Origin of the sequence: Rathayibacter sp. VKM Ac-2928 (genome assembly GCF_022815545.1) — a bacterium.
In the GTDB taxonomy this organism is placed as follows: domain Bacteria; phylum Actinomycetota; class Actinomycetes; order Actinomycetales; family Microbacteriaceae; genus Rathayibacter; species Rathayibacter festucae.
The window spans coordinates 823,897-850,878 of the sequence record NZ_JALGRU010000001.1; the positions used below are offsets into that span (position 1 = coordinate 823,897).

Here is a 26,982-nt window from a genome sequence, read left to right on the forward strand (position 1 = left end):
GGATTAGTCTGGGCGGATGAGACTCGGCCGGTCCCGCCGCACGTCCGGCGCCCGCGACGCCGTCCGCGCCGCCGCGGCTCCCGAGCGGGCTCCGCAGCCCCGCCCGCTCGACCCGGACGCCGCCTTCGTCAGCACCGGGATGCGTATCGCCGGGGCCTGGGCCTGGCGGATCCTCGTCGTCGCCGGTGCCCTCGCCGTGATCGGCCTGCTGGTGATCGAGCTGCGGCTGATCGTCATCCCGCTGCTGCTCGCGATCGTCATCGCGGCGCTCCTCGTGCCGTTCTCGACGTTCCTGCAGCGGCACCACTGGCCCAAGTGGCTCGCGATCGTGGTGGCCGAGCTCGGCATCGTCCTCGTGATCGGCGGCCTGCTCTTCCTCGTCGTCACCCAGGTCACCTCCGGCTTCGACGACCTCAGCCGCCAGACCGTGCAGTCCTACGACGCCCTGAAGTCGTGGCTGCTCGAGGGGCCGCTGCACCTGACCGAGACCGACATCAACCAGTACGCGCAGCAGGCGCTCGCCGCCGTGCAGCAGGACTCGGGGATGCTCGTCAGCGGTGCGCTCAGCGTCGGCTCGACGGTCGGGCACGTGCTCACCGGGGTGCTGCTGACGCTGTTCTCGACCCTCTTCATCCTGATCGACGGTCCGAACATCTGGCGCTGGGTCGTGCGGCTCTTCCCGCACCGCGCCCGGAGGGCCGTCGACGGGGCCGGCCGCGCGGGCTGGATCACGCTGACCAACTTCGTGAAGGTGCAGATCCTGGTCGCCTTCGTCGACGCGGTGGGCATCGGGCTCGGCTCGTTCCTGCTCGGCGTCCCGCTCGCGATCCCGATCGGCGTGCTGGTCTTCCTCGGCTCCTTCGTGCCCGTGATCGGCGCGGTCGTCACCGGCGCGCTGGCCGTCTTCATCGCCCTGGTCTACAACGGCCCGGTCATCGCGCTGATCCTGCTGATCGTCGTCCTCGGCGTCCAGCAGCTCGAGGGGCACATCCTCCAGCCCCTGATCATGGGCTCCGCCGTCAAGGTGCACCCGCTCGCCGTCGTCCTCGCGGTCGCCGGCGGCTCGATCGTCGCGGGCATCGCGGGCGCGTTCTTCGCGGTCCCGGTCGTCGCGACCCTCAACGTCATGGTCAACTACGTCGCGAGCGGAGCCTGGCGCTCGCCGACCCGAACCCCCGAGAGAGTTGCCGAAGAGCATGCAGACTAGCCGCGTCGTCGGACCGACCCTGAGCGAGTTCGAGGCGGCCCGAACCGTCCTCGCCCCCGTCATCGCGAACACTCCGATGGAGACGAGCACCTTCCTCGCCGAGGTGCTCGGCTCGCCCGTCTTCCTCAAGTGCGAGAACCTGCAGCGCACCGGCTCCTACAAGATCCGCGGCGCCGTGTTCCGGCTCTCGCACCTCACTCCCGAGGAGCGGGAGCGCGGCGTCGTCGCCGCCTCGGCCGGCAACCACGCCCAGGGCGTCGCCTTCGCCGCGCGTGAGCTCGGCATCAAGGCGACCATCTTCATGCCGATCGGCGTCGCGCTGCCCAAGCTCGCGGCGACCCGCGACTACGGCGCGGAGGTGGTGCTCAGCGGGCACATCTTCAACGAGGCGCTCGCCGCGGCGGCCGAGTTCGCCGAGAGCACCGGCGCGGTCTTCATCCCGCCCTACGACCACCCCGATGTGATCACGGGCCAGGGCACCATCGGCCTGGAGATCCTCGAGCAGGCGCCCGGCGTCGAGACGCTCGTCGTCCCCATCGGCGGCGGCGGGCTCATCGCCGGCGTCGCGTCGGCGGCGAAGCAGAAGGCCGCCCAGGAGGGCCGCACGCTGCGCGTCATCGGCGTCCAGGCGGCGAACGCCGCGCCCTACCCGCTCTCGCTCGCGGCCGGCGAGCCGATCGCCATCACGATCTCGCCCACCATCGCCGACGGCATCGCGGTCGCGAAGCCCGGTCAGCTGAACTTCGAGATCATCCGCGAGGTCGTCGACGAGGTCGTCACCGTCGAGGACGACGACACCGCCCGCGCCCTGCTCGTGCTGCTCGAGCGCGCGAAGCTCGTCGTCGAGCCGGCCGGAGCCGTCGGCATCGCCGCGATCCTCACCGGCAAGATCCGCAACGCGGGCCGCACCGCGGTCATCCTCTCCGGCGGCAACATCGATCCGCTGATGATGGAGCGGGTGATCAGCCGGGGCCTCGCCGCCTCCGAGCGCTACCTGAAGATGAGCATCGGCCTGCCGGACCGGCCGGGCCAGCTCGCGCGGATCGCCGACCTGATCTCGGAGGCCAACGCCAACGTCGTCGAGGTGCTGCACACCCGGCACGGCCGCGGCCTGCAGATCAGCGAGGTCGAGCTCGAGATCAGCGTCGAGACCCGCGGCCCCGAGCACGCCGACCGCGTCCTCCAGGTCCTCCGCGACGCCGGCTACAGCCCGCGCCTCTCCCGCGGCTAGTCCGCCGGATACGCGAGATGCCACTTGTGACGCTTCGACACGGCGTGTCGAGCGCACAAGCGGCATCTCGCGGAGTGACTCACGACAACGCCGCGGACGGGTCACCGTGACGTGCTCAGTGGCCGTTCCAGGTCTCGACGTCGACGACCTTCACGGTGATGTTCCGGCCGTTGGGGGCCTCGAAGGTGGTGGAGTCGCCGACCTTCAGGCCCATGATCGCGCCGCCGAGCGGGCTCTGCGGGCTGTAGACGTCGAGGTCGCTCTCGCCCGCCATCTCGCGGTTGCCGAGGAGGAAGCGCGACTCGTCGCCGGCGATCTCGGCGGTGATGATCGTGCCGGCCTCGACGACTCCGTGGCTCTCGGGCGGCGTGCCGATCTCGGCCTCGCGCAGCAGCGCGGTCAGCTGGCGGATGCGCGCCTCGATCTTGCCCTGCTCGTCCTTGGCGGCGTGGTAGCCGCCGTTCTCCTTGAGGTCGCCCTCCTCGCGCGCGACCTCGATGCGCTTGGCGATCTCGAGGCGTCCGTTGGTGGACAGCTCGGTGTGCTCCGCCTGGAGGCGGTCGTACGACTCCTGGGTCATCCAGGTGACCTGAGGCTGGTCGGCCATGGTGGGCTCCTCACATGACGGCCGCGCGCGACCGACGGTGCTGTCGGGCGCCTGGCCCGTCGAGCGGATCGACCGAGGGCGTGCGGCGGGGGAAAAGACAAGGCCCCGACGAGTCCGTCAGGGCACCCCGACACCCTACGGGAGCCAGCAGGAGGAGATCAAACCTGTCGTGGCGAGCTCCGTGGTGCGCACCGTCTCGGTGTAGGAGCGGAAGCGATCGCTGGACGCGGGGTACTCGACGACGAGCCAGCCGACCACGGCGGACTGCTCGTTGAGCGCCTGGACGGCGCAGGCGGCGTCGCGGCCGGTGGGGACGGTGAGGTCGAACGACACCTGGACGGTGCGGTCGTCGACGACCACGTGCGCGGTGTCCTGCACGTCGACGCCGTCGCGGGCGCCGTCGAGGCCGGCCCAGATCACCCAGGCGGCGAAGACCGCGACGAAGGCGACGGCGACGAGGGCGAAGAGGCGCCGGTCGCCGCGGCGGCTGCGCGGGGTGCGCCCGTAGCGGGAAGCCAGAGGGCCGGCGGCGCGGACGGCGTCCGGGTCGAGGGCGGGGTCGCTCGCGCGCTCGTCGCTCTCGGACGTTCGGGCGGCCACGGAACTCCCTGGGGTGAAGCGACTATTCTGGCGGGTGACGTGCGCCGGTGAAAACCGAGCGACGCCCCCCCATTAAACCCCGACGAATCGAGCGATCGTGTCCCAGGCCGTCCAGGTCTCCGCAGATTCAGAGGCGCCTGCCGCTGTGGCGCCGCGCGAGGTCCCGCGCCTGCTCGCCGTGCACGCCCACCCGGACGACGAGTCCAGCAAGGGCGCCGCGACCCTCGCCTCCTACGCCGCCCGCGGTGCCGAGGTCATGGTCGTCTCCTGCACCGGCGGCGAGGCCGGCTCCGTTCTGAACGAGGCGCTCGGCGCCCGCGCGCACGCCGAGCGCGACATGGGCGGCCTGCGCCGCTACGAGATGGCCGCCGCGCAGCGCGCGCTCGGCATCGAGCACGCCTGGCTGGGCTTCGTCGACTCCGGGATGCCCGAGGACGGCGCCGTCGCCGCGGACTCCTTCGCCGGCCTGCCGCTGCCGACCGCGTCGGCACCGCTGGTGCGCCTCGTCCGCCGGTTCCGCCCGCACGTGATCATCAGCTACGACGAGAACGGCGGCTACCCGCACCCGGACCACATCCGGGCGCACCAGGTCGCGGTCGAGGCGTTCCGCGCCGCGGGCGAGGCCGACGAGTACCCCGGCACCGGCGCCGCCTGGTCGGTCTCGAAGCTCTACTACGACCGCGTGTTCAGCTCGCAGAAGCTGCGCGCCATCGCCGAGCACATCCGCGCGATCGACCCGGAGGACCCGCTGCTCGCGGCCTTCGAGGAGATGAAGCGCTGGAACGAGGAGACGCCCTACCTCGCCACCACGAAGATCGTCGTCTCCGGCTTCCACGACCGCCGCGACGCCGCCCTGCTGGCGCACGCGAGCCAGGTCGCGCCGGACAACAAGTTCTTCTTCCTCCCGCACTCGGCGATCGACGCCGCGTGGCCGACCGACGACTTCCAGCTCGTGCAGAGCCGGGTCGACGCGCCGACGCCGGAGACCGACCTCTTCGCCGGGATCGATGTCGCGCTGCCGGATGACGCCGCCCTCGCCGCCCCCGCCTCCGAGGAGCAGTCCGCATGATCGCCGCGACCGTGCTCGAGGCCGCCAACGTCGCCCTGATCCGCGCCGCTGAGGCCACGCCGGTGCCGACGACCGCGCCGGAGTTCAACGAGGACACGGTGACGCCCGGCCTGTTCGGCTTCATCACGATGTTCGTGATCGCGCTCGCCGCCGTGTTCCTCGCGCTCGACATGGTCCGCCGCGTCCGCCGGACGACCTACCGCGCCCAGGTCAACGAGCAGCTCGACTCCGAGGAGCGCGAGCGCGCGGAGGACGCCCCGTCCGGACGCTGACGCCCGGGCGCTGATTTCAGGGCGGTGACGCCTCCCGCGCTCAGCCGACGTTGTAGGTCGGGTTCAGGCAGACGATCAGCGCCGCCGTCCAGTGGCAGAGGAACGCCACCGCGGTCAGCGCGTGGAAGATCTCGTGGAAGCCGAAGACCCCGGGCACCGGGTTCGGCCGCTTGATCCCGTAGATGACCGCGCCGACGGAGTAGCAGAGGCCGCCGACCAGCACGAGCACCATCATCGCCGCGCTCGCCTCGAACAGCGGGCCGAGGTACATCACCGCCGCCCAGCCCAGCAGCAGGTAGAGCGGCACGTAGAGCCAGCGCGGCGCGGAGATCCAGAACACCCGGAAGCCGATCCCGAGCAGCGCCCCCGCCCAGACCAGGACCAGCAGCAGCGAGCCCTGCGCGGGCGGCAGAGCGAGCGCGGCGAGCGGCGTGTAGGTGCCGGCGATCAGCAGGAAGATGTTCGCGTGGTCGATCCGCTTGAGGATCATCTTGGTCCGCGGCGACCAGTCGAAGCGGTGGTAGAGCGCCGAGTTGCCGAAGAGCAGCAGCGACGAGACGGCGAACACGGTCGCCGCCCACTTCGCCGGTGCGCCGTCGGCGACGCTGACCAGGACGATGCCCGCGACGATCGCGACCGGGAACAGTCCGGCGTGGATCCAGCCGCGCCAGGTCGGTCGCGCCTCCGTCGCCGGGCCGTGCTCGATCTCGTCCTCGACGAGCGGGAGGGCGGGGAGCGACGGGCCGGCCGCGTCGTCCTCCGCCACGGCGCGCGCATCCGGATCGGGCGTGGGGGAGGTCGGCCGGTGGCTCATACGGACGAGGATACGACCCGCCGCCGCAGGGCGACCGGGAGAGCCTGCTCGAACGGGGGAACAGCCGTGGTCCGGTACCGGGCCGCGGTTTCGACTACCGTGGCACCGTGCCGAAGCCGAGACTGCCCGTGGGGAGCGACCTGCTCTACGGCGTCTACAAGAAGCGGCTGCGCTCGAGTCTCGAGGGCGCCGCGCTGCCGAACCACGTCGCGATGATCATCGACGGCAACCGCCGCTGGGCCCGCCAGCGCGCGCTGGAGACGGCCGCGCACGGCCACCGCGCGGGCGCGGCGAAGGTGCACGAGTTCCTGCAGTGGTGCGACGAGCTCGGCATCCGGCACGTCACCCTCTACCTGCTCTCGCAGGACAACCTGGTCGGCCGGGAGAGCTCCGAGCTCACCGAGCTGATCGCGATCATCGCCGACCTCGCCGAGGAGGTCTCGCAGCAGCCCGAGTGGCGCGTGCAGCACGTAGGCTCGGACGACGGGCTGCCGGAGTCGCTCGTCTCGGCGCTCGACCGCGCGGAGGAGCGCACCGTCGCGCACACCGGCCTGCACATCAACCTCGCGGTCGGCTACGGCGGCCGCCACGAGATCGCGCAGGCGGTCCGCAGCATCCTCGACGAGCACGGCAAGCGCGGCTCCTCGATCGAGGACGTCGCGGGCCTGCTCACCCCCGAGCTGATCGGCGAGCACCTCTACACAAGCGGTCAGCCCGACCCGGATCTGGTGATCCGCACCTCGGGCGAGCAGCGCCTCTCCGACTTCATGCTCTGGCAGAGCGCGCACAGCGAGTTCTACTTCATGGAGGCGCTCGGCCCCGATATCCGCGAGGTCGACTTCCTCCGGGCGCTGCGTGACTACGCCGGCCGGCACCGCCGCTTCGGCAGCTGAGCTGCCCTCCCGCGCGCGCTGTTCACATAGCCGTTACACGTTCGTCTCGGCAAGAACCACACGGCTGTCATTTCCGGGATTAGGTTCGGATCATCAGGTGACGCACCTGGTCGAGTCGGCCACACAAGTACGACTCGATGACTGCCAGTGAAGGAACTGCGCGGTGCCGAGACGCACCACCGGCCGACTCGAATCCTCTGAAGTGAGTCGGGGGCTCCGGCCCCCGGAATGTGGAGAGTCGACGTGACAGTTCCCCAGGGTACGGATCCGCAGAACGGCACGCAGGGCGCGGTCCACCGCCGCGCGCAGCACGGCTCCTCGGATCGCACCGAGCAGCTCCAGCGCACCTACGTCCTCGACACCTCGGTGCTGCTGTCGGATCCCTCCTCGATGTTCCGCTTCGCGGAGCACGCCGTCGTCCTGCCGATCGTCGTGATCAGCGAGCTCGAGGGCAAGCGCAACGACCCCGAGATCGGCTACTTCGCCCGCCAGGCGCTGCGGCACCTCGACGAGCTGCGGGTCAAGCACGAGCGGCTGGATTTCCCGATCCGGGTCGGCCGGGGCGGGACCCTCCGCGTCGAGCTGAACCACTCGAACATGTCGGTGCTGCCCAGCGGGCTGCAGCTCGGCGACAACGACTCGCGGATCCTCGCCGTGGCGATGAACCTGCAGAGCGAGGGCGCCCTCGTCACCGTCGTGTCGAAGGACATGCCGATGCGCGTGAAGGCCGCGTCGATCGGCCTCACCGCCGAGGAGTACCTCGCCGAGCTCGCCCCCGAGTCGGGCTGGACGGGCATGGACGACGTCACCCTCCAGGGCGACCAGATGAGCGAGCTCTACGACCGCGAGCGGCTGTTCACCGACGAGGTCGCCGACATCCCGATCAACACCGGCTTGGTCGTGCACTCGGATCGCGGCTCCGCGCTCGCCCGGGTGACCGGCAAGCGCCAGATCACGCTGGTGCGCGGCGACAAGGACGTCTTCGGGCTGCACGGCCGCTCCGCGGAGCAGCGGCTCGCGATCGACCTGCTGCTCGACCAGGAGGTGGGCATCGTCTCGCTCGGCGGCCGGGCCGGCACCGGCAAGTCGGCGCTCGCGCTCTGCGCGGGGCTCGAGGCGGTGCTGGAGAAGCGCCAGCACAAGAAGATCATGGTGTTCCGGCCGCTCTACGCGGTCGGCGGCCAGGACCTCGGCTTCCTGCCCGGCGACGCCGCCGAGAAGATGAACCCCTGGGCGCAGGCGGTCTTCGACACCCTCGGCGCGCTGGTCTCGCAGAACGTGCTCGACGAGGTGATCGAGCGCGGGATGCTCGAGGTGCTGCCGCTGACGCACATCCGCGGGCGCTCGCTGCACGACGCGTTCGTGATCGTGGACGAGGCGCAGTCGCTCGAGCGCAACGTGCTGCTGACGGTGCTGTCGCGGGTCGGCCAGAACTCGCGGGTGGTGCTCACCCACGACGTCGCCCAGCGCGACAACCTGCGCGTCGGCCGCTACGACGGCGTCGCCTCGGTGATCGAGACGCTGAAGGGGCACCCGCTGTTCGCGCACGTGACGCTGACCCGCTCCGAGCGGTCGGCGATCGCGGCGCTGGTCACAGAGATGCTGGAGTCGAACGAGTCGGCCTGAGTCCTCCCCGCCGGCGGCTCGCGTCTGAGCGGCCTCCGGCTCGCGGAACCGGTCCCGGCTCGCCGGATCGACCTGTTCCCGCGAGCCGGAGGTCGTTCCGCGTGCCGGAGGTGCTCCGCGACTGGAGTGATCCGGGGCTGCGGCGCGTAGCGTGGGGCGGGTGAGCATCCTCGACGACGCGCTCCTCGAGCGCTTCCGCCTCCGCGCGGCCGACTACGACGCGCGCAACGTCTTCTTCACCGAGGACCTCGAGGAGCTGAAGGCCGCCGGGTATCTGACGATGCTCGTCCCGGCGGAGCTCGGCGGCGGCGGCCTCGGTCTCGAGCAGGTCACGGCCGAGCACACCCGGCTGGCGACGGCCGCTCCCGCGACCGCGCTCGCGACCACGATGCACCTGGTCTGGACCGGCATCGCGAAGGCTCTGCGCGCCCGCGGCGACGCCTCGCTCGAGCACGTGCTGGTCGACGCGGCGGCCGGGCACGTCTTCGCCTTCGGCAACAGCGAGCCCGGCAACGACCTCGTGCTCTCCGACTCGCTCACCCGCGCGGAGCCGCTCGGCGACGGCGGCTACCGCTTCACCGGAACCAAGATCTTCACCTCGCTCTCGCCGGCCTGGACCCGGCTCGGCGTCTTCGGCCGCGACGACAGCGGGCCGGAGCCGCGGCTCGTGCACGGCTTCGTCGACCGGCCGTCGCCGGACGCGCCGATGCCGGGGCTCACTGTGCACGACGACTGGGACACCCTCGGCATGCGCGCGACGCAGAGCCGGACCACGGTGCTCGACGGCGTCGAGGTGCCGGCCGCGCGGATGTTCCGCTCGCTGCCCGTCGGCCCGACCGCCGACCCGCTGGTCTTCGCGATCTTCGCCGACTTCGAGCTGCTGATCGCCTCGGTCTACCTCGGGGTGGCCCAGCGCGCCCTCGAGCTCGGCGTGGCGTCGGCGCGGAAGCGGACGTCGCTCCGGGTCGGCGGGCGGCCGCTCTCCGAGGACCCGGACATCCGCTGGCGCCTCGCCGACGCCGCGATCCTGCTCGACGGACTCCGGGCACCGCTCGCGAGCGCGGCGGCCGACGTCGACGCCCTGGTCGAGCGCGGGGCGGCCTGGTTCCCGTCGCTCGTCGGCGTGAAGATCCGCACCACCGAGGCGGCACTGCGCATCGTCGAGAGCGCCGTCCGCGTCTCGGGCGGCTCGTCCTACCGCCGCGACTCCGAGCTCTCCCGGCTCTACCGCGACGTGCTCGCCGGGCTCTTCCACCCCTCCGACGACGAGTCCGCGCACGGGCTCTTCGCGAACGCGCTGCTCGGGTCGGTGCCGCCCCGGGAGTGACGGGCGGACGTCCGGCATCGCCTGTGGAGAACTCCGGCGGGCGCGGGGCGATCGGCCCTACAGTCTCCGGATGCACCGGCTCCAGGACCTCTCGGCGGCGCTCGTCGGCGCGCTTCTGCTCGGCGCGATCGGGCTCGCGCGGGTCGAGGGGCTCGCGGCGATCGTCATCCTCGTCGTCGCTGCGGCGACCGTGCCGCTCGTGGTCGCGGACGTGCGCGAGCGGCGGCTGCCGAACGCGCTGACGGTGCCGATCCTGCTGGCGGGGCTCGCGTCGATGGTCGGCGAGTCGCTCTCGGGGCGGGTGCCGGGGGAGCTGCCCGCCGCGCTGGCGACGGCGCTCGCGCTCGGGGTGCTGCACGCCGCGGGCGGGCTCGGCCGGGGCGACGTGAAGCTCGGGACGGGGCTGGCGCTCCCGCTCGCGGCGGTCGATCCGGCGCTCGCCCTCCTGGCGCCGGTGCTCGCGTTCGTCCTGGCCGGGGCGTGGAGTCTGCCGTCGGCGCTGCGGGGCGGGGGCGAGCGGATCCCGTTCGGGCCGTTCCAGCTCGCCGCGTTCTGGATCGTCATCGTCGGGGCGTGACAGGCGAGCCTCGGACGCTGGTCCGCACGGCCGCGGAGGTGTAGACCGAGTGCCGAGCGAGGAGGCCGACGTGGCGGACGGCGACGGAGACGACGGGGTGGACGGTGGGAGCGCGGCCCTGCAGCGGGGGACGACCTGCGCGATCGTGGGCGGCGGGCCGGCGGGCCTGGTGCTCGGTCTGCTGCTGGCGCGGGCCGGCGTCGCGGTGACGGTGCTGGAGAAGCACGCCGACTTCCTCCGCGACTTCCGCGGCGACACGGTGCATCCGACGACGCTCGGGCTGCTCGAGGACCTCGGGCTCCTCGACCGCTTCGAGGCGATCCGGCACTCGCGGGTGGAGCGGGTGACGATCCCCGGCCGCGACGGGCGCGACGTGGTGATCGCGGACTTCGCGCGGCTGCCGGTGCGCCACCCGTACGTCGCGATGGTGCCGCAGTGGGACCTGCTGGCCCTGGTCGCCGAGGCGGCGCAGGCCGAGCGCTGCTTCACGCTCCTCACCGAGCACGAGGTGACCGGCGTCGTCCGCGAGGGCGGGCGGGTCGTCGGCGTCGAGTACCGGTCGCCGGCCGGGGAGGGGCGCCTGCTCGCCGATCTGACGGTCGCCTGCGACGGGCGCTGGTCGGCCGTGCGCCGCTCGTCCGGACTGCCCGTGCGGTCGCTGGCGGTCGGCTTCGACGTCTGGTGGTACCGCCTGCCGACCGCGCGGGCCGTGGGCGAGTCGCTCCTGCCGCGGATCGGGCGCGGGCGGGTGTCGATCGCGATCCCGCGCGACGGCTACCTGCAGATCGCGCGGCTGGGGCTCAAAGGCACCGACGCGGCGGTGCGGGAGCGGGGGATCGAGGCGTTCCGGGTGGAGGCGGCCGATCTGCTCCCCGAGGTCGCCGAGGACGTGGCGGGGATCGCGTCGATGGACGACGTGAAGCACCTCGACGTCCGGCTCGAGCGGCTGCCGCGCTGGCACGCTCCAGGGGTGCTCTGCCTCGGCGACGCGGCGCACGCGATGTCGCCGGTGGGCGGCGTCGGCATCAACCTGGCCGTGCAGGACGCGGTGGCGGCCGCGCGGCTGCTGGCCGGGCCGCTGCGCCGCGGTGTGCTGCGGACGGCAACGGGCGACCGCGTGCTCGCGCGGGTGCAGCGCCGGCGCGCGCTGCCCGCGATGCTGATCCAGTCGCTGCAGCGGGTCCTGCACGCGAGGCTGATCCTGCCGGCGCTGAACGGGCGGCTCTCGGGACCGCCGACCGCGCTCGCGGTGCTGCTCCGGCTGCTGCCCGGGCTCGCCGTCGTGCCGGCGGCACTGGTCGGCATCGGTCCTCGACCCGAGCGCGCGCCGTCGTGGGCGCGGCGGCCGGCCGCGCGCTGACGGCCGACGTCCTGGCCGCGGTGGGTCTCGATACGCGCCTGCGGCGCTACTCGACCAGCATGGTGTGGGCGCCCGTCCCACGGCGGCGGCCCGGTCCATGTTGATCGAGCAGCCCGCGGAGCGGGCGTATCGAGATCCACCGTTGTCTGGAGTGGGGGTCTTGATACGCGCGTGCGGCGCTACTCGACCAGCATGAGAGCGGGGCTCAGCCCGGGTGGGTCATCGACATGACGTCGAGGGCGCTGTCGAGCTGCGACTCCGTCACCTCGCCGCGCTCGACGAAGCCGAGGTCGACGACGGACTCGCGGACGGTGATGCCCTTCGCGACCGAGTTCTTCGCGACCTTGGCGGCGGCCTCGTAGCCGATCACCTTGTTCAGCGGCGTGACGATCGAGGGCGAGGACTCGGCGAGAGCTCGCGCGTGCTCGACGTTGGCCTCGAGGCCGTCGATGGTCTTGTCGGCGAGCAGCGTGGCCGAGGCGGTGAGCAGGCGGATCGACTCCAGCAGCGCCGTGCCCATCACCGGGATGGCGACGTTCAGCTCGAAGGCTCCCGAGGCTCCGGCCCAGGCGATCGTCGCGTCGTTGCCGATCACGCGGGCGCAGACCATCAGGACCGCCTCCGGGATCACCGGGTTCACCTTGCCGGGCATGATCGACGAGCCGGGCTGGAGGTCCGGGATGCTCAGCTCGCCGAGACCGGTGTTCGGGCCGGAGCCCATCCAGCGCAGGTCGTTGTTGATCTTGGTGAGGCTGACGGCGAGCACGCGGAGCGCGCCGGACGCCTCGACGAGCGAGTCGCGGGCGCCCTGCGCCTCGAAGTGGTTGCGCGCCTCGGTGACGGGCAGGCCGGTCTCCTCCGCGAGGCGGGCGATGACCTTCGCCGGGAAGCCGGCGGGCGTGTTGATGCCGGTGCCGACGGCGGTGCCGCCGAGCGGGACCTCCGCGACCCGGGGGAGGGCGGACTGCACGCGCTCGATGCCGAGGCGGATCTGCGCCGCGTAGCCGCCGAACTCCTGGCCGAGGGTGACGGGCGTCGCGTCCATCAGGTGGGTGCGGCCGGCCTTGACGACCTCGGCCCACAGCTCGGCCTTGGTCTCGAGGGCCTCGGCCAGGTGCTCGAGCGAGGGCACCAGGTCCTGGATCAGCGCGCCGGTCACGGCGACGTGCACCGAGGTCGGGAAGACGTCGTTCGAGGACTGCGAGGCGTTGACGTGGTCGTTCGGGTGCACCGCGCGGCCGAGCGCGGTCGTCGCGAGGGTGGCGAGCACCTCGTTCATGTTCATGTTCGACGACGTGCCGGAGCCGGTCTGATAGACGTCGATCGGGAAGTGCTCGCCGTAGCCGCCGCCGACGACGAGGTCGGCCGCGTCGGCGATGGAGCGGGCGATCTCGCCGTCGAGCACGCCGAGATCGGCGTTGACGAGGGCCGCGGCCTTCTTGATCCGGGCGAGGGCCGCGATCTGGGCGGGCTCGAGGCCGGCGCCGGAGATCGGGAAGTTCTCGACCGCGCGCTGCGTCTGCGCGGCGTAGAGCGCGTCGCGCGGGACGCGGACCTCGCCCATCGTGTCGTGCTCGATGCGGAAGGCGTCGTCGGCGCCGGAGTCGGTCGGGGAGGTGTCCACCACGCTGTGTTCGTCCTGTTCTGTTCGGTTCATCGGTTCGGTGAGAGGAGGTCGGTGGTCGGCTGCTCGGCGGCCGGAGCGGTCGCGTCGGGGCCCGACACGCTCTGCAGGGGGCTGGAGGTGCGCTCCTGCTCCGAGCGGTACGGGCTCATCTGCGGCGGATCGATGCCGAGGACCACGTCGGAGTCGACGGTGCCGTCGGCGAGGCGGTAGTTGGCGCCGACGACCGCGAGCTCTCCCGCGGCGACCGCGTCGGCGATGAGCGGGGAGCGCTGCAGCAGCTCGGCGACGGTGTCGCGGAGGTGCTCGCGGCCGACCGCGAGGGCGTCGGTCGTCGACGGGTCGACGAGCACGCGGCCGTCGGGCTGCGGGCCGACGATGCGGCGGACGGCCGGGATGATCGGCTCGATCAGGTGCTCGATGTGCGGCGGGAGGCGCTCGGCGTCGGGCGCCTGCGACTGGATCGCGGCCTTGACCGCTCCGCACTCGTCGTGGCCGAGGACGAGGATCAGCTTCACGCCGAGCACGGCGACGCCGTACTCGAGGGAGCCGATGATCGAATCGGCGATGACCTGGCCGGCGTTGCGGACCACGAAGAGGTCGCCGAGGCCGAGGTCGAAGATGATCTCGGCTGCAAGGCGCGAGTCGCTGCAGCCGAAGAGCGCGGCGAGCGGCTTCTGCTCGGCGGCGAGCTCGTTGCGGCGCTCGACGTCCTGGCGGGGGTGGCGGGGCTCGCCGGCGACGAAGCGCTGGTTGCCGCGCAGCATCTCCTTCCAGACCCACGACGGCGGGCGCGATTCGCGCGCGACGACGATGCTCTGCGGGACCTCGTGCTGGGGACTCGACGGATCGAAGCTCAACGGGACTCCTCCTGGCCGATCTGCGGGGTGATGGCGTCGACGACCTGGCGGATCTCGTCCGTCGGCGCCGTGCCGTAGACGAGGTAGGTGCTGCCACCGGCCGTCGTCTCGAGAGCGTAGGGGCTGTTGCCGGTCTCGCCGGCACCGTCGCGGTGGTCGTAGACCGTCCACTCGCGGCCGTCGATCTGCTCGACGCCGGTCGCCGCGGCGCTGTCGAGCTGGCCGGAGACCCAGCGCTCGTCGGCGTCGAAGCCCTGGCTGACGCCGATGTAGCCGCTCTTGGGCGTGATCAGGCCGACGTACCAGTACTCGACCCCGCCGTCCTCACGCAGCTCGGCCGCGTTCGAGGACCAGGAGTCGGGCATGTCGGGCGCGGCGAGCGTCTCGCTCTCGCCGAGCTGGAACTGGGCGGCGACCGCCGGCACGTCCACCGGGTCGCGGACGGTGCCCTCGCCGCGCGGGACGATCAGCACGATCAGCGCCACGGCGCCGACGGTCGCGAGCAGCGAGAAGACGAGGTTGTTGACGGTCTTGCGCTGGCGGTAGAGCCGGGAGTTCTCGGCCTTGCGGGCCGCGGTCTCGGCGGCCGTCTCGGGACGGCCGAGCTCGGCGACGACGCGCGGCGGCTTCTCGCGGCTCATCCGGCGCTCGATCCGCCGGCGGCCGATCCGCCTGAGCGGGCGGCGTCGAGCCGAGCGCGGGCACCGATCAGCCACTCCTCGCAGCGGGCCGCGAGCGCCTCGCCGCGCTCCCAGAGGGCGAGCGAGCGCTCGAGGGTGGAGCTGCCCTGCTCGAGCTCGGAGACGACGCGGACGAGCTCGTCGCGCGCCTGCTCGTAGCTGAAGCCGGAGACGTCGGTCTCGCGGGTCGGGACGGGGTCGCTCGACGGCACGGCGGGGGAGTCGGTGCGGGCGTCGGCCATGGGGGTGATCCTATCGATCGGGGCTGCGAGGAGGGCGCGGGCGGGTGGGAGCGGGACGGGTCAGCCGCGGCCGGCGGGATCGGCGGCGGGCCCTGTCGAGCGGGCGGCGACGGCGCCCTCGGCGAGGGTGAGCACGAGCGCCTCGCCCTCGGCCGCGTCCTGCGGGGTGCGGACCACGTGACCGTTGCCGTTCTGCACGATCGCGTAGCCGCGGTCGAGGGTGTGCTGCGGCGACAGCGCGCGGAGGTGGCCGTGCAGGCGCTCGACCTCGAGGTGGGCGCGCTCGATCCGCCGCTCGACCAGCTCGGCGCCGCGGGCGACCCAGCGGGTCAGCTCCTCGGAGCGCTGGTCGACCAGGACGCGAGGCTGGGCCAGGACCGGCCGCGAGCGCAGCTGCGACAGGCGGTCGATCTCGTGCGAGACGAGCCCGCTGACGCGGGTGGTCATCCGCAGCCGCGCCTGCTGCACCCGGAGCAGCTCGTCGGAGACGTCCGGGACGACCCGCTTCGCCGCGTCGGTCGGGGTGGACGCGCGGAGGTCCGCGACGTCGTCGAGCAGCGGGCGGTCCGCCTCGTGCCCGATCGCGCTGACCACGGGGGTGGTGCAGGCCGCGACCGCCCGCACGAGGGACTCGTCGCTGAAGCCGAGCAGGTTCTGGAAGTCGCCGCCGCCGCGGGCGATCACGATCACGTCGATGCTCGCGTCGGCGTCGAGCGTGCGCAGGGCCGAGGTCACCTCGGACACCGTGCGCTCGCCCTGCACGGCGGCGTGCACGACGCGGAAGCGGACGGCCGGCCAGCGCAGCTGGGCGTTGCGGAGGACGTCCTTCTCGGCGTCGGAGTCCTTGCCGGTGATCAGGCCGATCCCGTGCGGAAGGAAGGGCAGCCGCTGCTTGCGCGCCGGCTCGAACAGCCCCTCCGAGGCGAGCTGCCGGCGCAGCCGCTCGAGCTTCTCGAGCAGATCGCCGAGCCCGACGTGCCGCATCTCGAACACCTGCATCGAGAGCGTGCCGCCCTTGACCCAGTAGTTCGGCTTGACCAGCGCGATCACCCGGTCGCCCTGCTTGAGGTCCGCCGGGAGGCGGGCCCGGACCGAGGACCAGACGGTGAAGCCGACGGTGGCGTCGCCGGAGAGGTCCTTCAGCTTGCCGTAGACGTTGCCGCCGGAGACGCCCCACTGCGTGATCTCACCCTCGACCCACGCGGTGCCGAGGCGCTCGATCCAGCCCTTGATCTTGCTCGCGAGCAGACCGACCGGCCAGGGAGCATCGGCGGTGGGAGGGGCGTCTGTCATCGGTGCCTTCGCTGGAGCGGGCGGGCGGGGGAGCGGGCGGCGGACCCGCGACGACAACGGTACGGGATGCCTCCGACACCTCGGCGGCCGCGGCGCCGGGCCGGGCGCGAGGCGGCCCGTCCGGCCGCCGGTCAGCGGATCCGGCCCTTCCGCGGGGAGCACAGGATGCACCGCGTAGAATCGCGGGGTGAGTGAAGCCCCGATCAGCCTGCCCATGCCGCGCATGCCCCGCGCTACCGGGCGCCTGCGCGACGAGCCCGTCGACGGTGCCAAGCGGGTGCTCCTCGCCGCCCCGCGCGGCTACTGCGCCGGCGTCGACCGCGCGGTCGTCGCCGTCGAGAAGGCCATCGAGCACTACGGCGCCCCCGTCTACGTGCGCAAGCAGATCGTGCACAACGTGCACGTGGTCTCCACGCTCGAGAGCCAGGGGGCGATCTTCGTCGAGGAGGTCGACGAGGTCCCCGAGGGCTCGCACATCGTCTTCAGCGCGCACGGCGTCTCGCCGGCGGTCGTGCAGGACGCGGCCGACCGGGGGCTCCAGGCGATCGACGCGACCTGCCCGCTGGTCACCAAGGTGCACCGCGAGGCCGTCCGCTTCGCGCGCGACGACTTCGAGATCCTCCTGATCGGCCACGAGGGGCACGAGGAGGTCGAGGGCACCGCGGGCGAGGCTCCCGATCACGTGACCCTGGTCGGCAGCCCCGACGACGTCCCGAACATCGTGGTGAAGGACCCGGACAAGGTCGTCTGGCTCTCGCAGACCACGCTCTCGGTCGACGAGACGATGGAGACGGTGCGCCGCCTCCGCGAGCGCTTCCCGAACCTGCAGAACCCGCCGAGCGACGACATCTGCTACGCCACCCAGAACCGCCAGGTCGCGATCAAGAAGGTCGCCGAGCACGCCGAGCTGGTCATCGTGGTCGGCTCGGCCAACTCCTCGAACTCGGTCCGCCTCGTCGAGGTCGCGCTCGAGTACGGCGCGAAGGCCGCGTACCGGATCGACTACGCCAGCGAGATCAAGCAGGAGTGGCTCGACGGCATCCGCACCGTCGGCGTCACCAGCGGCGCCTCGGTGCCCGAGGTCCTCGTCCGCGAGGTGCTCGACGACCTCGCCGCCGCCGGCTACGGCGACGTCGAGGAGGTCAAGACGGCCGAGGAGGACCTGATGTTCTCGCTCCCCAAGGAGCTGCGCAAGGACGTCGCCGGCAAGCGCGACGCCCGCGGGGCCGGCGGACGCGTGAGCGCCTCCGTCAGCGCCTGACGCTCCGCACGCAGAACGAGGAGAAGGCCGCCGCTCCCGAGGGAGGGCGGCCTTCTTCGCGTCAGCGGGTCGGGCGCTAGACGTCCGTGCCGGTCCCGGCGGACATCCGCGAGACGTAGTCGGCGAAGGTCGGATCGCCGAGGATCGCGATGGCCGCGACCGTCAGCGAGAGCACGACCGTCGCGACGATCCCCAGGATCGGCACGAGCACCGCGCGCTTGCCGGCCCGCAGCCGGCGGATCGAGATCCAGACCGCGAACGCGACGATCAGCGCCTGCGCGAGCGCCACGACCAGCCCGAGGGTGCGGGCGAGGTCGGGGGAGGCGTAGGTGCCGATGCCCTGGCTCGTGTACAGCTCGGAGAGGGTGGTGGCGAAGCTCGAGGGGTCGAGCAGCGTCGGCACGGCGAAGAAGACGCCGAGCGCCAGCAGGATGATCGTGATCAGCCGGTCGACGGGGTGCGCGACGGTCTTCGCGGAGGGCGCGGTCACGGGCCGCGGATCGGTCTCGGACCCTCGCGGGTCGGGGACGACGACGGCGTCCTCCGGAGGCGTCCACGACCAGCCGGGCGGCGCGTACTCGCCGTACTGCGGTTCCGGGCGCTCTGTGCGGCCCGGCTGGTCGTGTGCGTTCGTCACGGAGCGGTGCCCTACTTGCCGGAGTGGCCGGCGGAGCCGAGCTGGCGGGTCGCCTCGGCGACGCGGACGGCCATGGCGGACTCGGCGATCTTGCCCCACGAGCGCGGGTCGTAGACCTTCTTGTTGCCGACCTCGCCGTCGACCTTGAGGAAGCCGTCGTAGTTCTTCAGCACGGTGTCGGCGACCGAGCGGCTGAAGGCGTACTGGGTGTCGGTGTCGATGTTCATCTTCACGACGCCGTTGCGGACCGCCTCGGCGATCTCCTCGTCCGTCGAGCCGGAGCCGCCGTGGAAGACGAGGTCGAGCGGGAGCGCCTCGGTGCCGTACTTCTTCTGCAGGCCGTCCTGGATCTCGCGGAGCAGCTCGGGACGCAGGCGCACGTTGCCGGGCTTGTAGACGCCGTGGACGTTGCCGAAGGTCAGCGCGGCCATGTAGCGGCCCTGCTCGCCGAAGCCGAGGGCCTCGACGGTCGCGATCGCGTCGTCGAGCGTGGTGTAGAGGTGCTCGTTGATGTCGTGCGAGACGCCGTCCTCCTCGCCGCCGACGACGCCGATCTCGACCTCGAGGATCGCGTTGATCGCCTTCACGCGCGGCAGGATCTCCTGGGCGATCTTCAGGTTCTCGTCGAGGGGCACGGCCGAGCCGTCCCACATGTGCGACTGGAAGAGCGGCTCGCGACCGGCCTTGACCTCCTCCTCGGAGGCGGCGATCAGCGGGTAGACGAAGCCCTCGAGCGCGTTCTGCGGGCAGTGGTCGGTGTGCAGCGCGACCGTGACCGGGTAGTTCTTGGCGACCTCGGTGGCGAACTTCGCGAAGGCGATCGCTCCGGCGGCGCGGTTCTTGACCGTGTGGCCGGCGAAGTAGTCGGCGCCTCCGGTCGTGACCTGGATGATGCCGTCCGAGCCGGCCTCGGACAGGCCCTGCAGCACCGAGTTGATGGTCTGCGAGGAGGAGACGTTGAACGCGGGGTACGCGAAGCCGCCCTTCTTCGCCTTGTCGAGCATCTCTGCGTACTGGTCCGGGGTAGCGACGGGCATGGCATCTCCTTTGACGGATGAACGGGAGGGGGTCGGGCGAGGCCCGCGTCGGCGTCGAGTCTAGCGAGGCGGCTGCGGGGCGTCCCCCGGGCGCGGGGCGGGCCTCGGATAGACTCCGCTCCGGGATGGGGATCCGCTCCGCGGGTCCTGCGACGACGCCGTCTGCACGAACTCGAACGCGAAGGACTCCGCGCTGTGACCGATATCGACCACGACTCGCTCTACCTCCACCCGGACCGCAACCTCGGCATGGAGCTCGTCCGAGCCACCGAGGCGGCGGCGATCCGCGCCGTCCCCTTCATCGGCAAGGGCGACAAGAACGCCGCCGACGGTGCCGCCGTCGACGCGATGCGCACCTTCCTCGGCACCGTCAACTTCGACGGGGTCGTCGTCATCGGCGAGGGCGAGAAGGACAACGCGCCGATGCTCTACAACGGCGAGCACGTCGGCAACGGCTCCGGGCCGGCCGCCGACATCGCCGTCGATCCGATCGACGGGACCTCGCTGACCGCCGCGGGCCGGCAGAACGCGCTGTCGATGATCGCCGTCGCCGACCGCGGGGCGATGTTCGACCCCTCCGCCGTCTTCTACATGGAGAAGATCGTCACCGGGCCCGAGGGCGTGGGGATCATCGACATCGAGCGCCCGATCGGCGAGAACATCCGCGCGCTGGCGCGGGCCAAGCGCAAGCCCGTCGACGAGATGCGCATCGCGGTGCTCGACCGCCCGCGGCACGCGCAGCTGATCGACGACATCCGCGCGGCGGGCGCCGGGACGCGGCTGCTGCTCGACGGCGACGTCGCGGGCGGCATCAACGCCGCTCGGCACGACTCGCGCGTCGACATGTGCGTGGGGACCGGAGGGACGCCCGAGGGCATCATCACCGCGTGCGCCATCCGCGCGCTCGGCGGCGTGATCCAGGGCATCCTCCGCCCCAAGGACGACGACGAGCGCCAGCGCGCGATCGACGCCGGACCCGACCTCGACCGCGTCCTGCACGCGAACGACCTGGTCCGCAGCGACAACACCTACTTCGTCGCCACCGGCGTGACCAACGGCGGGCTGGTGAAGGGCGTCCGCAAGGAGGGCCACATCATCACCACCGAGTCGATCGTCCTGCGCTCGCGCTCGGGCACGATCCGTCGCGTGACGGCCCAGCACCTCGCGGAGAAGTGGGTCTAGGCGGCCGACCCCGTCACCTGCTGGTCGAGTAGCCGCGCAGCGGCGCACCCCTGCTGAAGCAGTGTGCGCCGGTGTTGCGCTTCATGCTGGTCGAGTAGCCGCGGAGCGGCGTATCGAGACCGACGTCTGCAGGACGGCGGATCTCGATACGCGCCCTGCGGGCGCTACTCGATCAGCATGATGGGGGCGCGCCCTGTCCGGTGGTCGAGTAGCCGCGGAGCGGCGCACCCCTGCTCGAGCCGCCGCGGAGCGGCGCCCGCATGCTGGTCGAGTAGCCGCGGAGCGGCGTCTCGAGATCCCGCGGCTCAGGCCGTGCGCTCGTCCGGCGCGAGGAGCTCGACGGCGGTCAGGCGGCGCGGTGACACCGTGACGCCGCCGGCCGGCGCGATCACGCGGGACTCGTCGAGGGTGTCGAACTGGCGCGCGGTGACGAGGACGCGGGTCTCGAGCGAGCCGGCGAAGGCGTTGTAGGAGTCGACCGTCTTCTCGATCGAGCGGCGCAGCCCCTCCGCGTGGTCGGCGAGGGTCGCCAGCCGCGCGTAGAGGGTCTTGCCGAGATCGAGCAGGCGCTTCGCGTCGTCGGTCAGGACGTCCTGCTGCCAGGTGTAGGCGACGGTCTTCAGCACCGACCAGAGCGTCACCGGCGAGGCGAGGGCGACCCGCTTGCGGAACGCGTACTCCAGCAGCGTCGGGTCGACATCGAGCGCGCTGGCGAGCAGTGGCTCGCTGGGGATGAAGGCGATGACGAACTCCGGGCTCGCCGGCAGCCCGGTCCAGTAGGCGCGGCCGGCGAGGGCGTCGATGTGCCCGCGGAGGGCCCTCACGTGCGCCCGCAGCAGACCGGCGCGCCGGGCCTCCTCCTCGGCCCCCGCGCCGGCGGGGATCGCGCTCGCCTCGAGGTAGGCGTCGAACGGCACCTTCGCGTCGACGGCGATCGCCTTGCCGCCGGGGAGGCGGACGACCATGTCGGCGCGGCCCTTCCCGCCCTCGCCCTCCAGGCCGAACTGCACGTCGAAGTCGACCCGCTGCGTCAGCCCGGCCGCCTCGACGACGTTGCGCAGCTGCGTCTCGCCCCACGCACCCCGGCTGGCGCTCGAGCGCAGCGCGGACGCGAGCGTCTCGGTGGTCGAGCGGAGCCTCTCCCCGGCGAGCCGCTGCCCCTCCAGCTGCTCGGTGATGGCGCCGAACTGCGCGGCGCGCTCGCTCTCGAGGCGGCGCACCGACTCCTGCATCCCGCGCAGGCTCTCGGCGACGGGGGAGAGCGTCTGCAGGATCCGCGCGTCGTGCCGCTCGCGCTCGGCGACGACCCGCAGCTGCTCCTGCAGCTCGCGGATCTGATCGCGGGCGGAGCCGAGGTGCTCGCGGTGCTGCTCCACGACCGACTCGTGCCGCTCCTCGAGCCCCTCGGCCCGCGCCTGCGCCGTGGCCAGCTCGAGGGCGAGCGCGGTGTCGGGGGTGCGGGCACGGGCGAGCAGCACGGCGACGACGGCGGCGAGGAGCGCGCCGACCGCGAGGCCGAGGACGAAGCTGAGTTCCATGCGCCGAGGAGACCACGGACCTCCGACATCCGCCCTGCGGCGCTCCGACGATGTCCGTCTGACCCTCGGACGGGTGTCCGGAGCGGGAGGAGGCGGAGTCGGAGGTTGCCCCTAGGCTTCGGGACCATGGGGAATCACCGCCGTCCTTCGCGCCTGCTCACCGCCGCACTCGCCCTCGCCGTCGGACTCGGGACCGCTCTCGTCCCGGTCGCCGCCGCCGCCGCCGCCGACGAGACGCTGCCACCCGCGTCCGTCCTCGTCGATCCGGGAGCGGGGGAGGCGCAGGTCACCGCCGCCGACGGCTCCGTCCTGCCCGACGTGAAGGTCCAGTACGAAGCGGAGAGCACCAAGAGCTTCCGCGCCGGCTACATCTTCAGCGACGCGAACTTCTTCGACAGCGACGCCCGCTCGGCGCAGCAGATGCAGGCGCTCCTGGACGACAAGGGCCGCAACTGCTCCGGTACGCCCAACGGCGTGCCCTGCCTCAAGGCCTTCAGCCAGGTCACGCCGTCGAAGGCGGCCGACCCGATGTGCAAGGCGTACCGCGGCGGCGTCCTCGAGTCCGCGGCGTCGATCTTCGCCGGCGTCGGCGAGGCGTGCGGCATCAGCCCGCTCGTGCTCGCCGTCCTCGTGCAGAAGGAGACGAGCCTCGTCTCGACGACGAGCCCCACCGAGCGCCTCTACAACCGCGCGACCGGCTTCAACTGCCCCGACAGCACCGGCTGCGACAACGGCTCCGCCGGCTTCTTCACCCAGGTCTACGGCGCGGCCCGCCAGTTCAAGAAGTACGCGAACCCGCCCGGCTCCGGCTCGAACTTCACGGCCTACGCCGCGGGCACGACGCCGAGCATCCTCTTCAACCCGGACACGTCCTGCGGCTCGTCGCCGGTCGCGATCCGCAACCAGGCCACGGCGAACCTCTACTACTACACGCCCTACCAGCCCAACAGCTACGCGCTCACGAACACGGGCAACCAGGCCTGCGCCACCTACGGCAACATCAACTTCTGGTACATCTTCAGCGACTGGAACGGCTCGCTCGCCAACGCCGGCGTCGCCCCGGCCGGCCGCGTCGACGCCCCGAGGATCTCGGGCGGCACGCTGACCGCCTCCGGCTGGGCCGTCGACCCGACGACGCAGCGCGCGCAGCTCGCCACCACGGTCACCATCACCGCGCCCGACGGCTCCAAGACCGTCCGCACCCAGACCGCGAACGCCTCCCGCGGCGACATCCCGGGCGAGTACCCGGCCGCCGGCGGCAACCACGGCTTCTCCGCGACCGCCCCCGCCTCGGCCGCGGGCACCTACACGGTCTGCGCCAGCGCCGCCTCGGTGGACTGGAACCTCTGGACCGGCTCGGGCGACGCGAAGGCGCCCGGCACCAAGGACCTCGGCTGCACGAGCGTGTCCAACGGCACGACCGTTCCCGTCGAGCGGATCGCCGGCACCGACCGCCAGGACACGGCCGTCCGCGTCTCGAAGGCGACCTTCACGGCGAACGTCCCCGTCGTCTACGTCGCGACCGGCTCCGCCTTCCCCGACGCGCTGAGCGCCGCGCCCGCCGCGGCCAAGCAGGGCGGCCCGCTCCTGCTCGTCGACCGCGACTCGATGTCGCAGCCGGTCCGCACCGAGCTGACCCGCCTCAAGCCCGCGAAGATCGTCGTGGTCGGCTCCACGCTGAGCGTCAGCGACGCCGTGCTGCAGGACCTCAAGCAGTACGTGCGCGGCGGAGCGACCCCCACCCGCCTCGGCGGCGTCGACCGCTACGACACCGCGAAGAAGGTCGTCCAGTACGCCTTCTCCGACGGGTCGAGCCGGGCGTGGCTCGCGACGGGCGAGAAGTTCCCCGACGCCCTGGGCGCCAGCGCGGCGGCCGGCTCGGTGGACGCTCCGGTGCTCCTGGTCAACGGGACGCTGGCGACCGCGGACGCCACGACGAAGAGCCTCGTCTCGCAGCTCGGAGTCCGCTCGCTCACCATCGCGGGCAACGCCCTCTCGGTGAGCGACGGCATCGAGCGCTCGCTCGCCGTCGCCTCGAAGACCCGCATCGCGGGCTCGGACCGCTACGACACCTCGGAGAAGCTGAACAGGGCCGCCTTCCAGCGCGCGAGCACGGTCTACCTCGCGACCGGGGAGAACTTCCCGGACGCGCTCGCCGGAGCGACCGCCGCCGGCTACACCTCGAGCCCGCTCTTCGCGGTCCCGCGGGACTGCGTGCCGCAGGCGGTGCTGAACGACATCAGTGCGTTCGGCGCCAAGAAGGTCGTCCTGCTCGGCGGCCCGAACACGCTGTCGGACGCGGTCGCGCGGCTCACGCCCTGCGGCTGATGCTCCGGCGCACGGCCGCTAGCGTGGAGGGATGAGCTCGGCCGATCCCTCCCCGGTCGCCCCCTCCCCGTCCGTCGTGCGACGTCGACGGGGAGGGGCGGCGGCCCTCGCAGCCCTCGCGGTGATGCTGCTGCTCCCCGGCGCGACGGACTTCGGCGCCGCGGCCGCTCCCGCGACCGAGGTGCCGAGCATCCGGATGTGGACCGACCTGGCCGGCGGCGTCGACGGGTCGGGCTTCGATCCCGGCGACATCGTGTCGGACGAGGTCTTCTTCGACGGCGACGCCCTCGGCCCGCTGACGATCCAGGCGTTCCTCAACGCGCGGGTGCCCTCCTGCGCGGGGACCGATGTCCCGTGCCTGCGGGACTACGCCGAGGACACCGGCGACGTCGCCGCCGACGAGCAGTGCGCCGCCGTCACGGGTGGGCAGGACGTCTCGGCCGCCGAGATCATCGCCTTCGTCGCCGGCGCCTGCGACGTCAGCCCCGCCGTGCTGCTGACGCTGCTGCAGAAGGAGCAGTCGCTGGTGACCGACAGCGCGCCGAGCGAGCGCCAGTTCCGCAGCGCCACCGGCTACGGCTGCCCGGACACGGCCGACTGCGACACCGACTACTTCGGCTTCTTCGGCCAGGTCTACGGTGCGGCCTGGCAGTTCCAGCGCTACCGCAACCCGGAGAGCAGCTTCGACTGGTACCCGGTCGGCGAGACCAGCGAGATCCAGTACTCGCCCGACGCCGCCTGCGGGACGGCCCCGGTGCGGATCGAGAACGCGGCGACCGCGGGGCTCTACTACTACACGCCGTACCAGCCGAACGCGGCCGCGCTGGACGACCTCTACGGCTCGGGCGACGCGTGCTCGGCCTACGGCAATCGCAACTTCTGGCGCATCTTCAGCAACTGGTTCGGCGACCCGCGAGCGGGGGAGTGAGCGCGCCGGCTCTCGGATCGCCGCCCCGGGCGTCAGGCGGCGACCGGCGCCTTCGGCCGCAGGCGCTTGACGGAGACGCCGGCCAGCTCGCCGAGCTCGGCCAGGCTCCCGGCCCCGTGCCGGCGGGCGGCGTGCACCACGATCGCAGCACAGGCCTCGGCGTCGGCCGAGGCGTCGTGGTGGCGGAAGTCGTCGTAGCCGGCGGCGAACGCGACGGACGGCAGGCGGTAGGACTCGAGCTGGTAGGTCCTGCGGGCGAGCTGGAGCGAGCAGAGGTAGTCGTAGGCGGGGAGCTCGAGCGCCGTCGCGGCGCAGGCGGCGCGGATCACGCTCATGTCGAAGCCGGCGTTGTGAGCGACGAAGACGTCCTCGCCGGCGAAGGCGACGAGGTCGGCGAACTGCTCGACCCAGGAGGCGGCGCCGTGCACGTCGTGCTTGCGGATGCCGTGGATGCGGGTGTTCCACTCGAGGAAGTCGTCGTAGCCGTAGGGCGGGCGGATGAGCCAGCCCGCGCGGTCGACGACGCGGCCGTCGCGGACCTTCACCAGCCCGACGGAGCAGGCGGACGCTCCGTGCGAATTGGCGGTCTCGAAGTCGATGGCGGTGAAGTCGATGGGCACGACTTCACCCTCTCACGCACCTCCGACGCCGCCGGGACCGGCACGCGGCACCCCCGCGACCACGCCGTAGGATGGATGCCCGTGGCTCTTACTATCGCAATCGTCGGACTCCCCAACGTCGGCAAGTCGACGCTCTTCAACGCGCTGACCAAGAACACGGTGCTCGCCGCGAACTACCCGTTCGCGACGATCGAGCCCAACGTCGGAGTCGTGAACCTGCCCGACTCCCGCCTCGAGGTGCTCGCCGGCATCTTCGGCTCGGAGCGCATCCTGCCCGCGCCCGTGTCGTTCGTCGACATCGCCGGCATCGTCCGCGGCGCGTCGGAGGGCGAGGGCCTGGGCAACAAGTTCCTCGCCAACATCCGCGAGGCCGACGCGATCGCCCAGGTCATCCGCGGCTTCGAGGACGCCGACGTCGTGCATGTCGACGGCAAGGTCGACGCCGCGAGCGACATGGAGACGATCAACACCGAGCTCGTCCTCGCCGATCTGCAGACCCTCGAGAAGGCCGAGGCGCGCTACGAGAAGGAGCTCAAGGGGAAGAAGATCGAGCCCATCGTCCTCGAGACGGCGAAGAAGGCGCGCGAGTTCCTCGACTCCGGCAAGCCGCTCTCGGCGTCCTCGATCGAGCTCGAGCCGATCCGCGAGCTGGGCCTGCTCACCGCGAAGCCCTTCATCTACGTCTTCAACGTCGACGAGGCCGTGCTGACCGACGGGGCGCGCAAGGCCGAGCTGGCCGCGCTGGTCGCTCCGGCGCACGCGATCTTCCTCGACGCGAAGATCGAGTCCGAGCTGATCGACCTCGACGAGGCCGACGCCGCCGAGATGCTCGAGTCCACCGGCCAGACCGAGTCGGGCCTCAACCAGCTCGCGTCCATCGGCTTCGACACCCTCGGCCTGCAGACCTACCTCACGGCGGGCCCGAAGGAGACGCGCGCCTGGACGATCGGCAAGGGCTGGACCGCCCCGCAGGCGGCCGGCGTGATCCACACCGACTTCCAGAAGGGCTTCATCAAGGCCGAGATCATCTCGTTCGACGACCTCGTCGAGACCGGCTCCATCGCCGAGGCGCGCGCGAAGGGCAAGGCCCGCATCGAGGGCAAGGACTACGTCATGCAGGACGGCGACGTGGTGGAGTTCCGCTTCAACGTGTAGGACGGCCCTTTTGC

The 26,982-nt window shown here is 72.2% G+C and carries 25 protein-coding genes and 1 pseudogene; 14 read left to right on the plus strand and 12 right to left on the minus strand.

All coding sequences use genetic code 11. The annotated features are described in order from the left end of the window. Positions 1-16 precede the first annotated feature (16 nt). Together MT350_RS03930 and ilvA are read left to right on the plus strand one after the other, a co-directional pair. On the plus strand, positions 17-1,207 hold the full coding sequence (locus MT350_RS03930; protein ID WP_123735277.1) for an AI-2E family transporter: 1,191 nt from the start codon (positions 17-19) through the stop codon (positions 1,205-1,207). Then, complete coding sequence (gene ilvA / locus MT350_RS03935; RefSeq protein WP_123445410.1) at positions 1,197-2,438, plus strand: threonine ammonia-lyase; 1,242 nt, start codon at positions 1,197-1,199, stop codon at positions 2,436-2,438. The genes MT350_RS03930 and ilvA overlap by 11 nt, the downstream gene beginning before the upstream one ends. A gap of 115 nt (positions 2,439-2,553) precedes the next feature. Here the strand turns inward: ilvA and greA are convergent, their stop codons facing one another. Both greA and MT350_RS03945 read right to left on the minus strand, forming a co-directional pair. Then, positions 2,554-3,045, minus strand: coding sequence for a transcription elongation factor GreA (greA, locus tag MT350_RS03940; protein ID WP_123445411.1), 492 nt, complete (start codon positions 3,043-3,045; stop codon positions 2,554-2,556). 135 nt (positions 3,046-3,180) lie between these two features. Continuing rightward, positions 3,181-3,645: a DUF4307 domain-containing protein gene (locus MT350_RS03945; protein ID WP_243598890.1), complete on the minus strand. Its 465-nt coding sequence runs from the start codon at positions 3,643-3,645 to the stop codon at positions 3,181-3,183. A 145-nt stretch (positions 3,646-3,790) separates the two neighbouring features. Here MT350_RS03945 and mca point away from each other — a divergent pair, with 145 nt between their 5' ends. Together mca and MT350_RS03955 are read left to right on the plus strand one after the other, a co-directional pair. Beyond that, a complete protein-coding gene (gene mca, locus MT350_RS03950) occupies positions 3,791-4,714 on the plus strand; it encodes a mycothiol conjugate amidase Mca (protein ID WP_243598891.1) in 924 nt (307 codons plus the stop codon). Further along, positions 4,711-4,986, plus strand: a complete 276-nt coding sequence (locus tag MT350_RS03955; protein ID WP_243598892.1) for a hypothetical protein — start codon at positions 4,711-4,713, stop codon at positions 4,984-4,986. Before mca ends, MT350_RS03955 begins: the two co-directional genes overlap by 4 nt. 40 nt (positions 4,987-5,026) lie before the next feature. On the opposite strand, the gene MT350_RS03960 is transcribed toward MT350_RS03955, so the two are convergent. Further along, positions 5,027-5,800 (minus strand): hemolysin III family protein, encoded by a 774-nt coding sequence (locus MT350_RS03960; RefSeq protein WP_243598893.1) that lies wholly within the window; start codon positions 5,798-5,800, stop codon positions 5,027-5,029. Between the two features lie 107 nt (positions 5,801-5,907). Here MT350_RS03960 and MT350_RS03965 point away from each other — a divergent pair, with 107 nt between their 5' ends. The 5 genes from MT350_RS03965 to MT350_RS03985 all read left to right on the plus strand — a co-directional run bounded on the left by MT350_RS03965 (position 5,908) and on the right by MT350_RS03985 (position 11,583). Then, entirely contained in the window at positions 5,908-6,693 is a 786-nt protein-coding gene (locus tag MT350_RS03965) for an isoprenyl transferase (RefSeq protein ID WP_243598894.1), read from the plus strand. A gap of 228 nt (positions 6,694-6,921) precedes the next feature. Further along, positions 6,922-8,319 carry a PhoH family protein gene (locus MT350_RS03970; protein ID WP_374204642.1) on the plus strand — a complete coding sequence of 466 codons (1,398 nt, stop codon included), beginning with the start codon at positions 6,922-6,924 and terminating at the stop codon, positions 8,317-8,319. 151 nt (positions 8,320-8,470) lie between these two features. After that, positions 8,471-9,646: an acyl-CoA dehydrogenase family protein gene (locus tag MT350_RS03975; RefSeq protein WP_243598896.1), complete on the plus strand. Its 1,176-nt coding sequence runs from the start codon at positions 8,471-8,473 to the stop codon at positions 9,644-9,646. Positions 9,647-9,716: 70 nt separating this feature from the next. Beyond that, the gene (locus MT350_RS03980) at positions 9,717-10,223 is read left to right on the plus strand and encodes a prepilin peptidase (RefSeq protein WP_243615407.1); all 507 of its coding nucleotides are present in this window, start codon (positions 9,717-9,719) and stop codon (positions 10,221-10,223) included. A 70-nt stretch (positions 10,224-10,293) separates the two neighbouring features. Further along, complete coding sequence (locus MT350_RS03985) at positions 10,294-11,583, plus strand: FAD-dependent oxidoreductase (protein WP_243598898.1); 1,290 nt, start codon at positions 10,294-10,296, stop codon at positions 11,581-11,583. A 205-nt stretch (positions 11,584-11,788) separates the two neighbouring features. Here the strand turns inward: MT350_RS03985 and MT350_RS03990 are convergent, their stop codons facing one another. The 5 genes and pseudogenes from MT350_RS03990 to xseA all read right to left on the minus strand — a co-directional run bounded on the left by MT350_RS03990 (position 11,789) and on the right by xseA (position 16,282). Next, positions 11,789-13,210, minus strand: coding sequence for an aspartate ammonia-lyase (locus MT350_RS03990; RefSeq protein ID WP_243598899.1), 1,422 nt, complete (start codon positions 13,208-13,210; stop codon positions 11,789-11,791). A 158-nt stretch (positions 13,211-13,368) separates the two neighbouring features. After that, positions 13,369-13,974 (minus strand): annotated as a pseudogene (locus MT350_RS03995) (carbonic anhydrase); the annotation flags it as partial. Positions 13,975-14,063: 89 nt separating this feature from the next. After that, positions 14,064-14,708 carry a DUF4245 domain-containing protein gene (locus MT350_RS04000; protein WP_127886140.1) on the minus strand — a complete coding sequence of 215 codons (645 nt, stop codon included), beginning with the start codon at positions 14,706-14,708 and terminating at the stop codon, positions 14,064-14,066. Then, positions 14,705-14,989, minus strand: a complete 285-nt coding sequence (locus MT350_RS04005; RefSeq protein WP_243586462.1) for an exodeoxyribonuclease VII small subunit — start codon at positions 14,987-14,989, stop codon at positions 14,705-14,707. The genes MT350_RS04000 and MT350_RS04005 overlap by 4 nt, the downstream gene beginning before the upstream one ends. A gap of 60 nt (positions 14,990-15,049) precedes the next feature. Next, positions 15,050-16,282, minus strand: a complete 1,233-nt coding sequence (gene xseA / locus MT350_RS04010; protein ID WP_243598901.1) for an exodeoxyribonuclease VII large subunit — start codon at positions 16,280-16,282, stop codon at positions 15,050-15,052. A 214-nt stretch (positions 16,283-16,496) separates the two neighbouring features. On the opposite strand from xseA, the gene MT350_RS04015 reads away from it, so the two are divergent. Beyond that, the gene (locus tag MT350_RS04015) at positions 16,497-17,543 is read left to right on the plus strand and encodes a 4-hydroxy-3-methylbut-2-enyl diphosphate reductase (RefSeq protein ID WP_243615632.1); all 1,047 of its coding nucleotides are present in this window, start codon (positions 16,497-16,499) and stop codon (positions 17,541-17,543) included. A 76-nt stretch (positions 17,544-17,619) separates the two neighbouring features. Here MT350_RS04015 and MT350_RS04020 read toward each other — a convergent pair whose 3' ends face one another. Together MT350_RS04020 and fbaA are read right to left on the minus strand one after the other, a co-directional pair. Next, on the minus strand, positions 17,620-18,180 hold the full coding sequence (locus MT350_RS04020) for a DUF6264 family protein (RefSeq protein WP_243598902.1): 561 nt from the start codon (positions 18,178-18,180) through the stop codon (positions 17,620-17,622). A gap of 11 nt (positions 18,181-18,191) precedes the next feature. Beyond that, the gene (gene fbaA, locus MT350_RS04025; RefSeq protein ID WP_123445424.1) at positions 18,192-19,217 is read right to left on the minus strand and encodes a class II fructose-bisphosphate aldolase; all 1,026 of its coding nucleotides are present in this window, start codon (positions 19,215-19,217) and stop codon (positions 18,192-18,194) included. A 249-nt stretch (positions 19,218-19,466) separates the two neighbouring features. Here fbaA and glpX point away from each other — a divergent pair, with 249 nt between their 5' ends. After that, complete coding sequence (glpX, locus tag MT350_RS04030; protein WP_243615633.1) at positions 19,467-20,399, plus strand: class II fructose-bisphosphatase; 933 nt, start codon at positions 19,467-19,469, stop codon at positions 20,397-20,399. 305 nt (positions 20,400-20,704) lie between these two features. Here the strand turns inward: glpX and MT350_RS04035 are convergent, their stop codons facing one another. Next, entirely contained in the window at positions 20,705-21,937 is a 1,233-nt protein-coding gene (locus tag MT350_RS04035) for a DNA recombination protein RmuC (RefSeq protein ID WP_243598903.1), read from the minus strand. A gap of 126 nt (positions 21,938-22,063) precedes the next feature. Between MT350_RS04035 and MT350_RS04040 the strand changes: the two genes are divergently transcribed. After that, positions 22,064-24,265 (plus strand): cell wall-binding repeat-containing protein, encoded by a 2,202-nt coding sequence (locus MT350_RS04040; protein WP_243598904.1) that lies wholly within the window; start codon positions 22,064-22,066, stop codon positions 24,263-24,265. Positions 24,266-24,296: 31 nt separating this feature from the next. Further along, positions 24,297-25,193: a hypothetical protein gene (locus MT350_RS04045; RefSeq protein ID WP_243615408.1), complete on the plus strand. Its 897-nt coding sequence runs from the start codon at positions 24,297-24,299 to the stop codon at positions 25,191-25,193. Positions 25,194-25,225: 32 nt separating this feature from the next. On the opposite strand, the gene MT350_RS04050 is transcribed toward MT350_RS04045, so the two are convergent. Beyond that, positions 25,226-25,813: an exonuclease domain-containing protein gene (locus tag MT350_RS04050; protein WP_123445426.1), complete on the minus strand. Its 588-nt coding sequence runs from the start codon at positions 25,811-25,813 to the stop codon at positions 25,226-25,228. A gap of 81 nt (positions 25,814-25,894) precedes the next feature. On the opposite strand from MT350_RS04050, the gene ychF reads away from it, so the two are divergent. Further along, complete coding sequence (gene ychF, locus MT350_RS04055; RefSeq protein WP_243598906.1) at positions 25,895-26,968, plus strand: redox-regulated ATPase YchF; 1,074 nt, start codon at positions 25,895-25,897, stop codon at positions 26,966-26,968. Positions 26,969-26,982 lie beyond the last annotated feature (14 nt).

What these genes read in the sequence shown, in the direction of transcription:
- MT350_RS03930 (WP_123735277.1), top strand. Translation starts at nt 17, where the DNA reads ATGAGACTCGGCCGGTCCCGCCGCACGTCCGGCGCCCGCGACGCCGTC.
- ilvA (WP_123445410.1), top strand. Translation starts at nt 1,197, where the DNA reads ATGCAGACTAGCCGCGTCGTCGGACCGACCCTGAGCGAGTTCGAGGCG.
- greA (WP_123445411.1), bottom strand. Translation starts at nt 3,045, where the DNA reads ATGGCCGACCAGCCTCAGGTCACCTGGATGACCCAGGAGTCGTACGAC.
- MT350_RS03955 (WP_243598892.1), top strand. Translation starts at nt 4,711, where the DNA reads ATGATCGCCGCGACCGTGCTCGAGGCCGCCAACGTCGCCCTGATCCGC.
- MT350_RS03960 (WP_243598893.1), bottom strand. Translation starts at nt 5,800, where the DNA reads ATGAGCCACCGGCCGACCTCCCCCACGCCCGATCCGGATGCGCGCGCC.
- MT350_RS03970 (WP_374204642.1), top strand. Translation starts at nt 6,922, where the DNA reads ATGTGGAGAGTCGACGTGACAGTTCCCCAGGGTACGGATCCGCAGAAC.
- MT350_RS03980 (WP_243615407.1), top strand. Translation starts at nt 9,717, where the DNA reads ATGCACCGGCTCCAGGACCTCTCGGCGGCGCTCGTCGGCGCGCTTCTG.
- MT350_RS04000 (WP_127886140.1), bottom strand. Translation starts at nt 14,708, where the DNA reads ATGAGCCGCGAGAAGCCGCCGCGCGTCGTCGCCGAGCTCGGCCGTCCC.
- MT350_RS04005 (WP_243586462.1), bottom strand. Translation starts at nt 14,989, where the DNA reads ATGGCCGACGCCCGCACCGACTCCCCCGCCGTGCCGTCGAGCGACCCC.
- xseA (WP_243598901.1), bottom strand. Translation starts at nt 16,282, where the DNA reads ATGACAGACGCCCCTCCCACCGCCGATGCTCCCTGGCCGGTCGGTCTG.
- MT350_RS04015 (WP_243615632.1), top strand. Translation starts at nt 16,497, where the DNA reads ATGCCGCGCATGCCCCGCGCTACCGGGCGCCTGCGCGACGAGCCCGTC.
- fbaA (WP_123445424.1), bottom strand. Translation starts at nt 19,217, where the DNA reads ATGCCCGTCGCTACCCCGGACCAGTACGCAGAGATGCTCGACAAGGCG.
- glpX (WP_243615633.1), top strand. Translation starts at nt 19,467, where the DNA reads ATGGAGCTCGTCCGAGCCACCGAGGCGGCGGCGATCCGCGCCGTCCCC.
- MT350_RS04035 (WP_243598903.1), bottom strand. Translation starts at nt 21,937, where the DNA reads ATGGAACTCAGCTTCGTCCTCGGCCTCGCGGTCGGCGCGCTCCTCGCC.
- MT350_RS04040 (WP_243598904.1), top strand. Translation starts at nt 22,064, where the DNA reads ATGGGGAATCACCGCCGTCCTTCGCGCCTGCTCACCGCCGCACTCGCC.
- MT350_RS04045 (WP_243615408.1), top strand. Translation starts at nt 24,297, where the DNA reads ATGAGCTCGGCCGATCCCTCCCCGGTCGCCCCCTCCCCGTCCGTCGTG.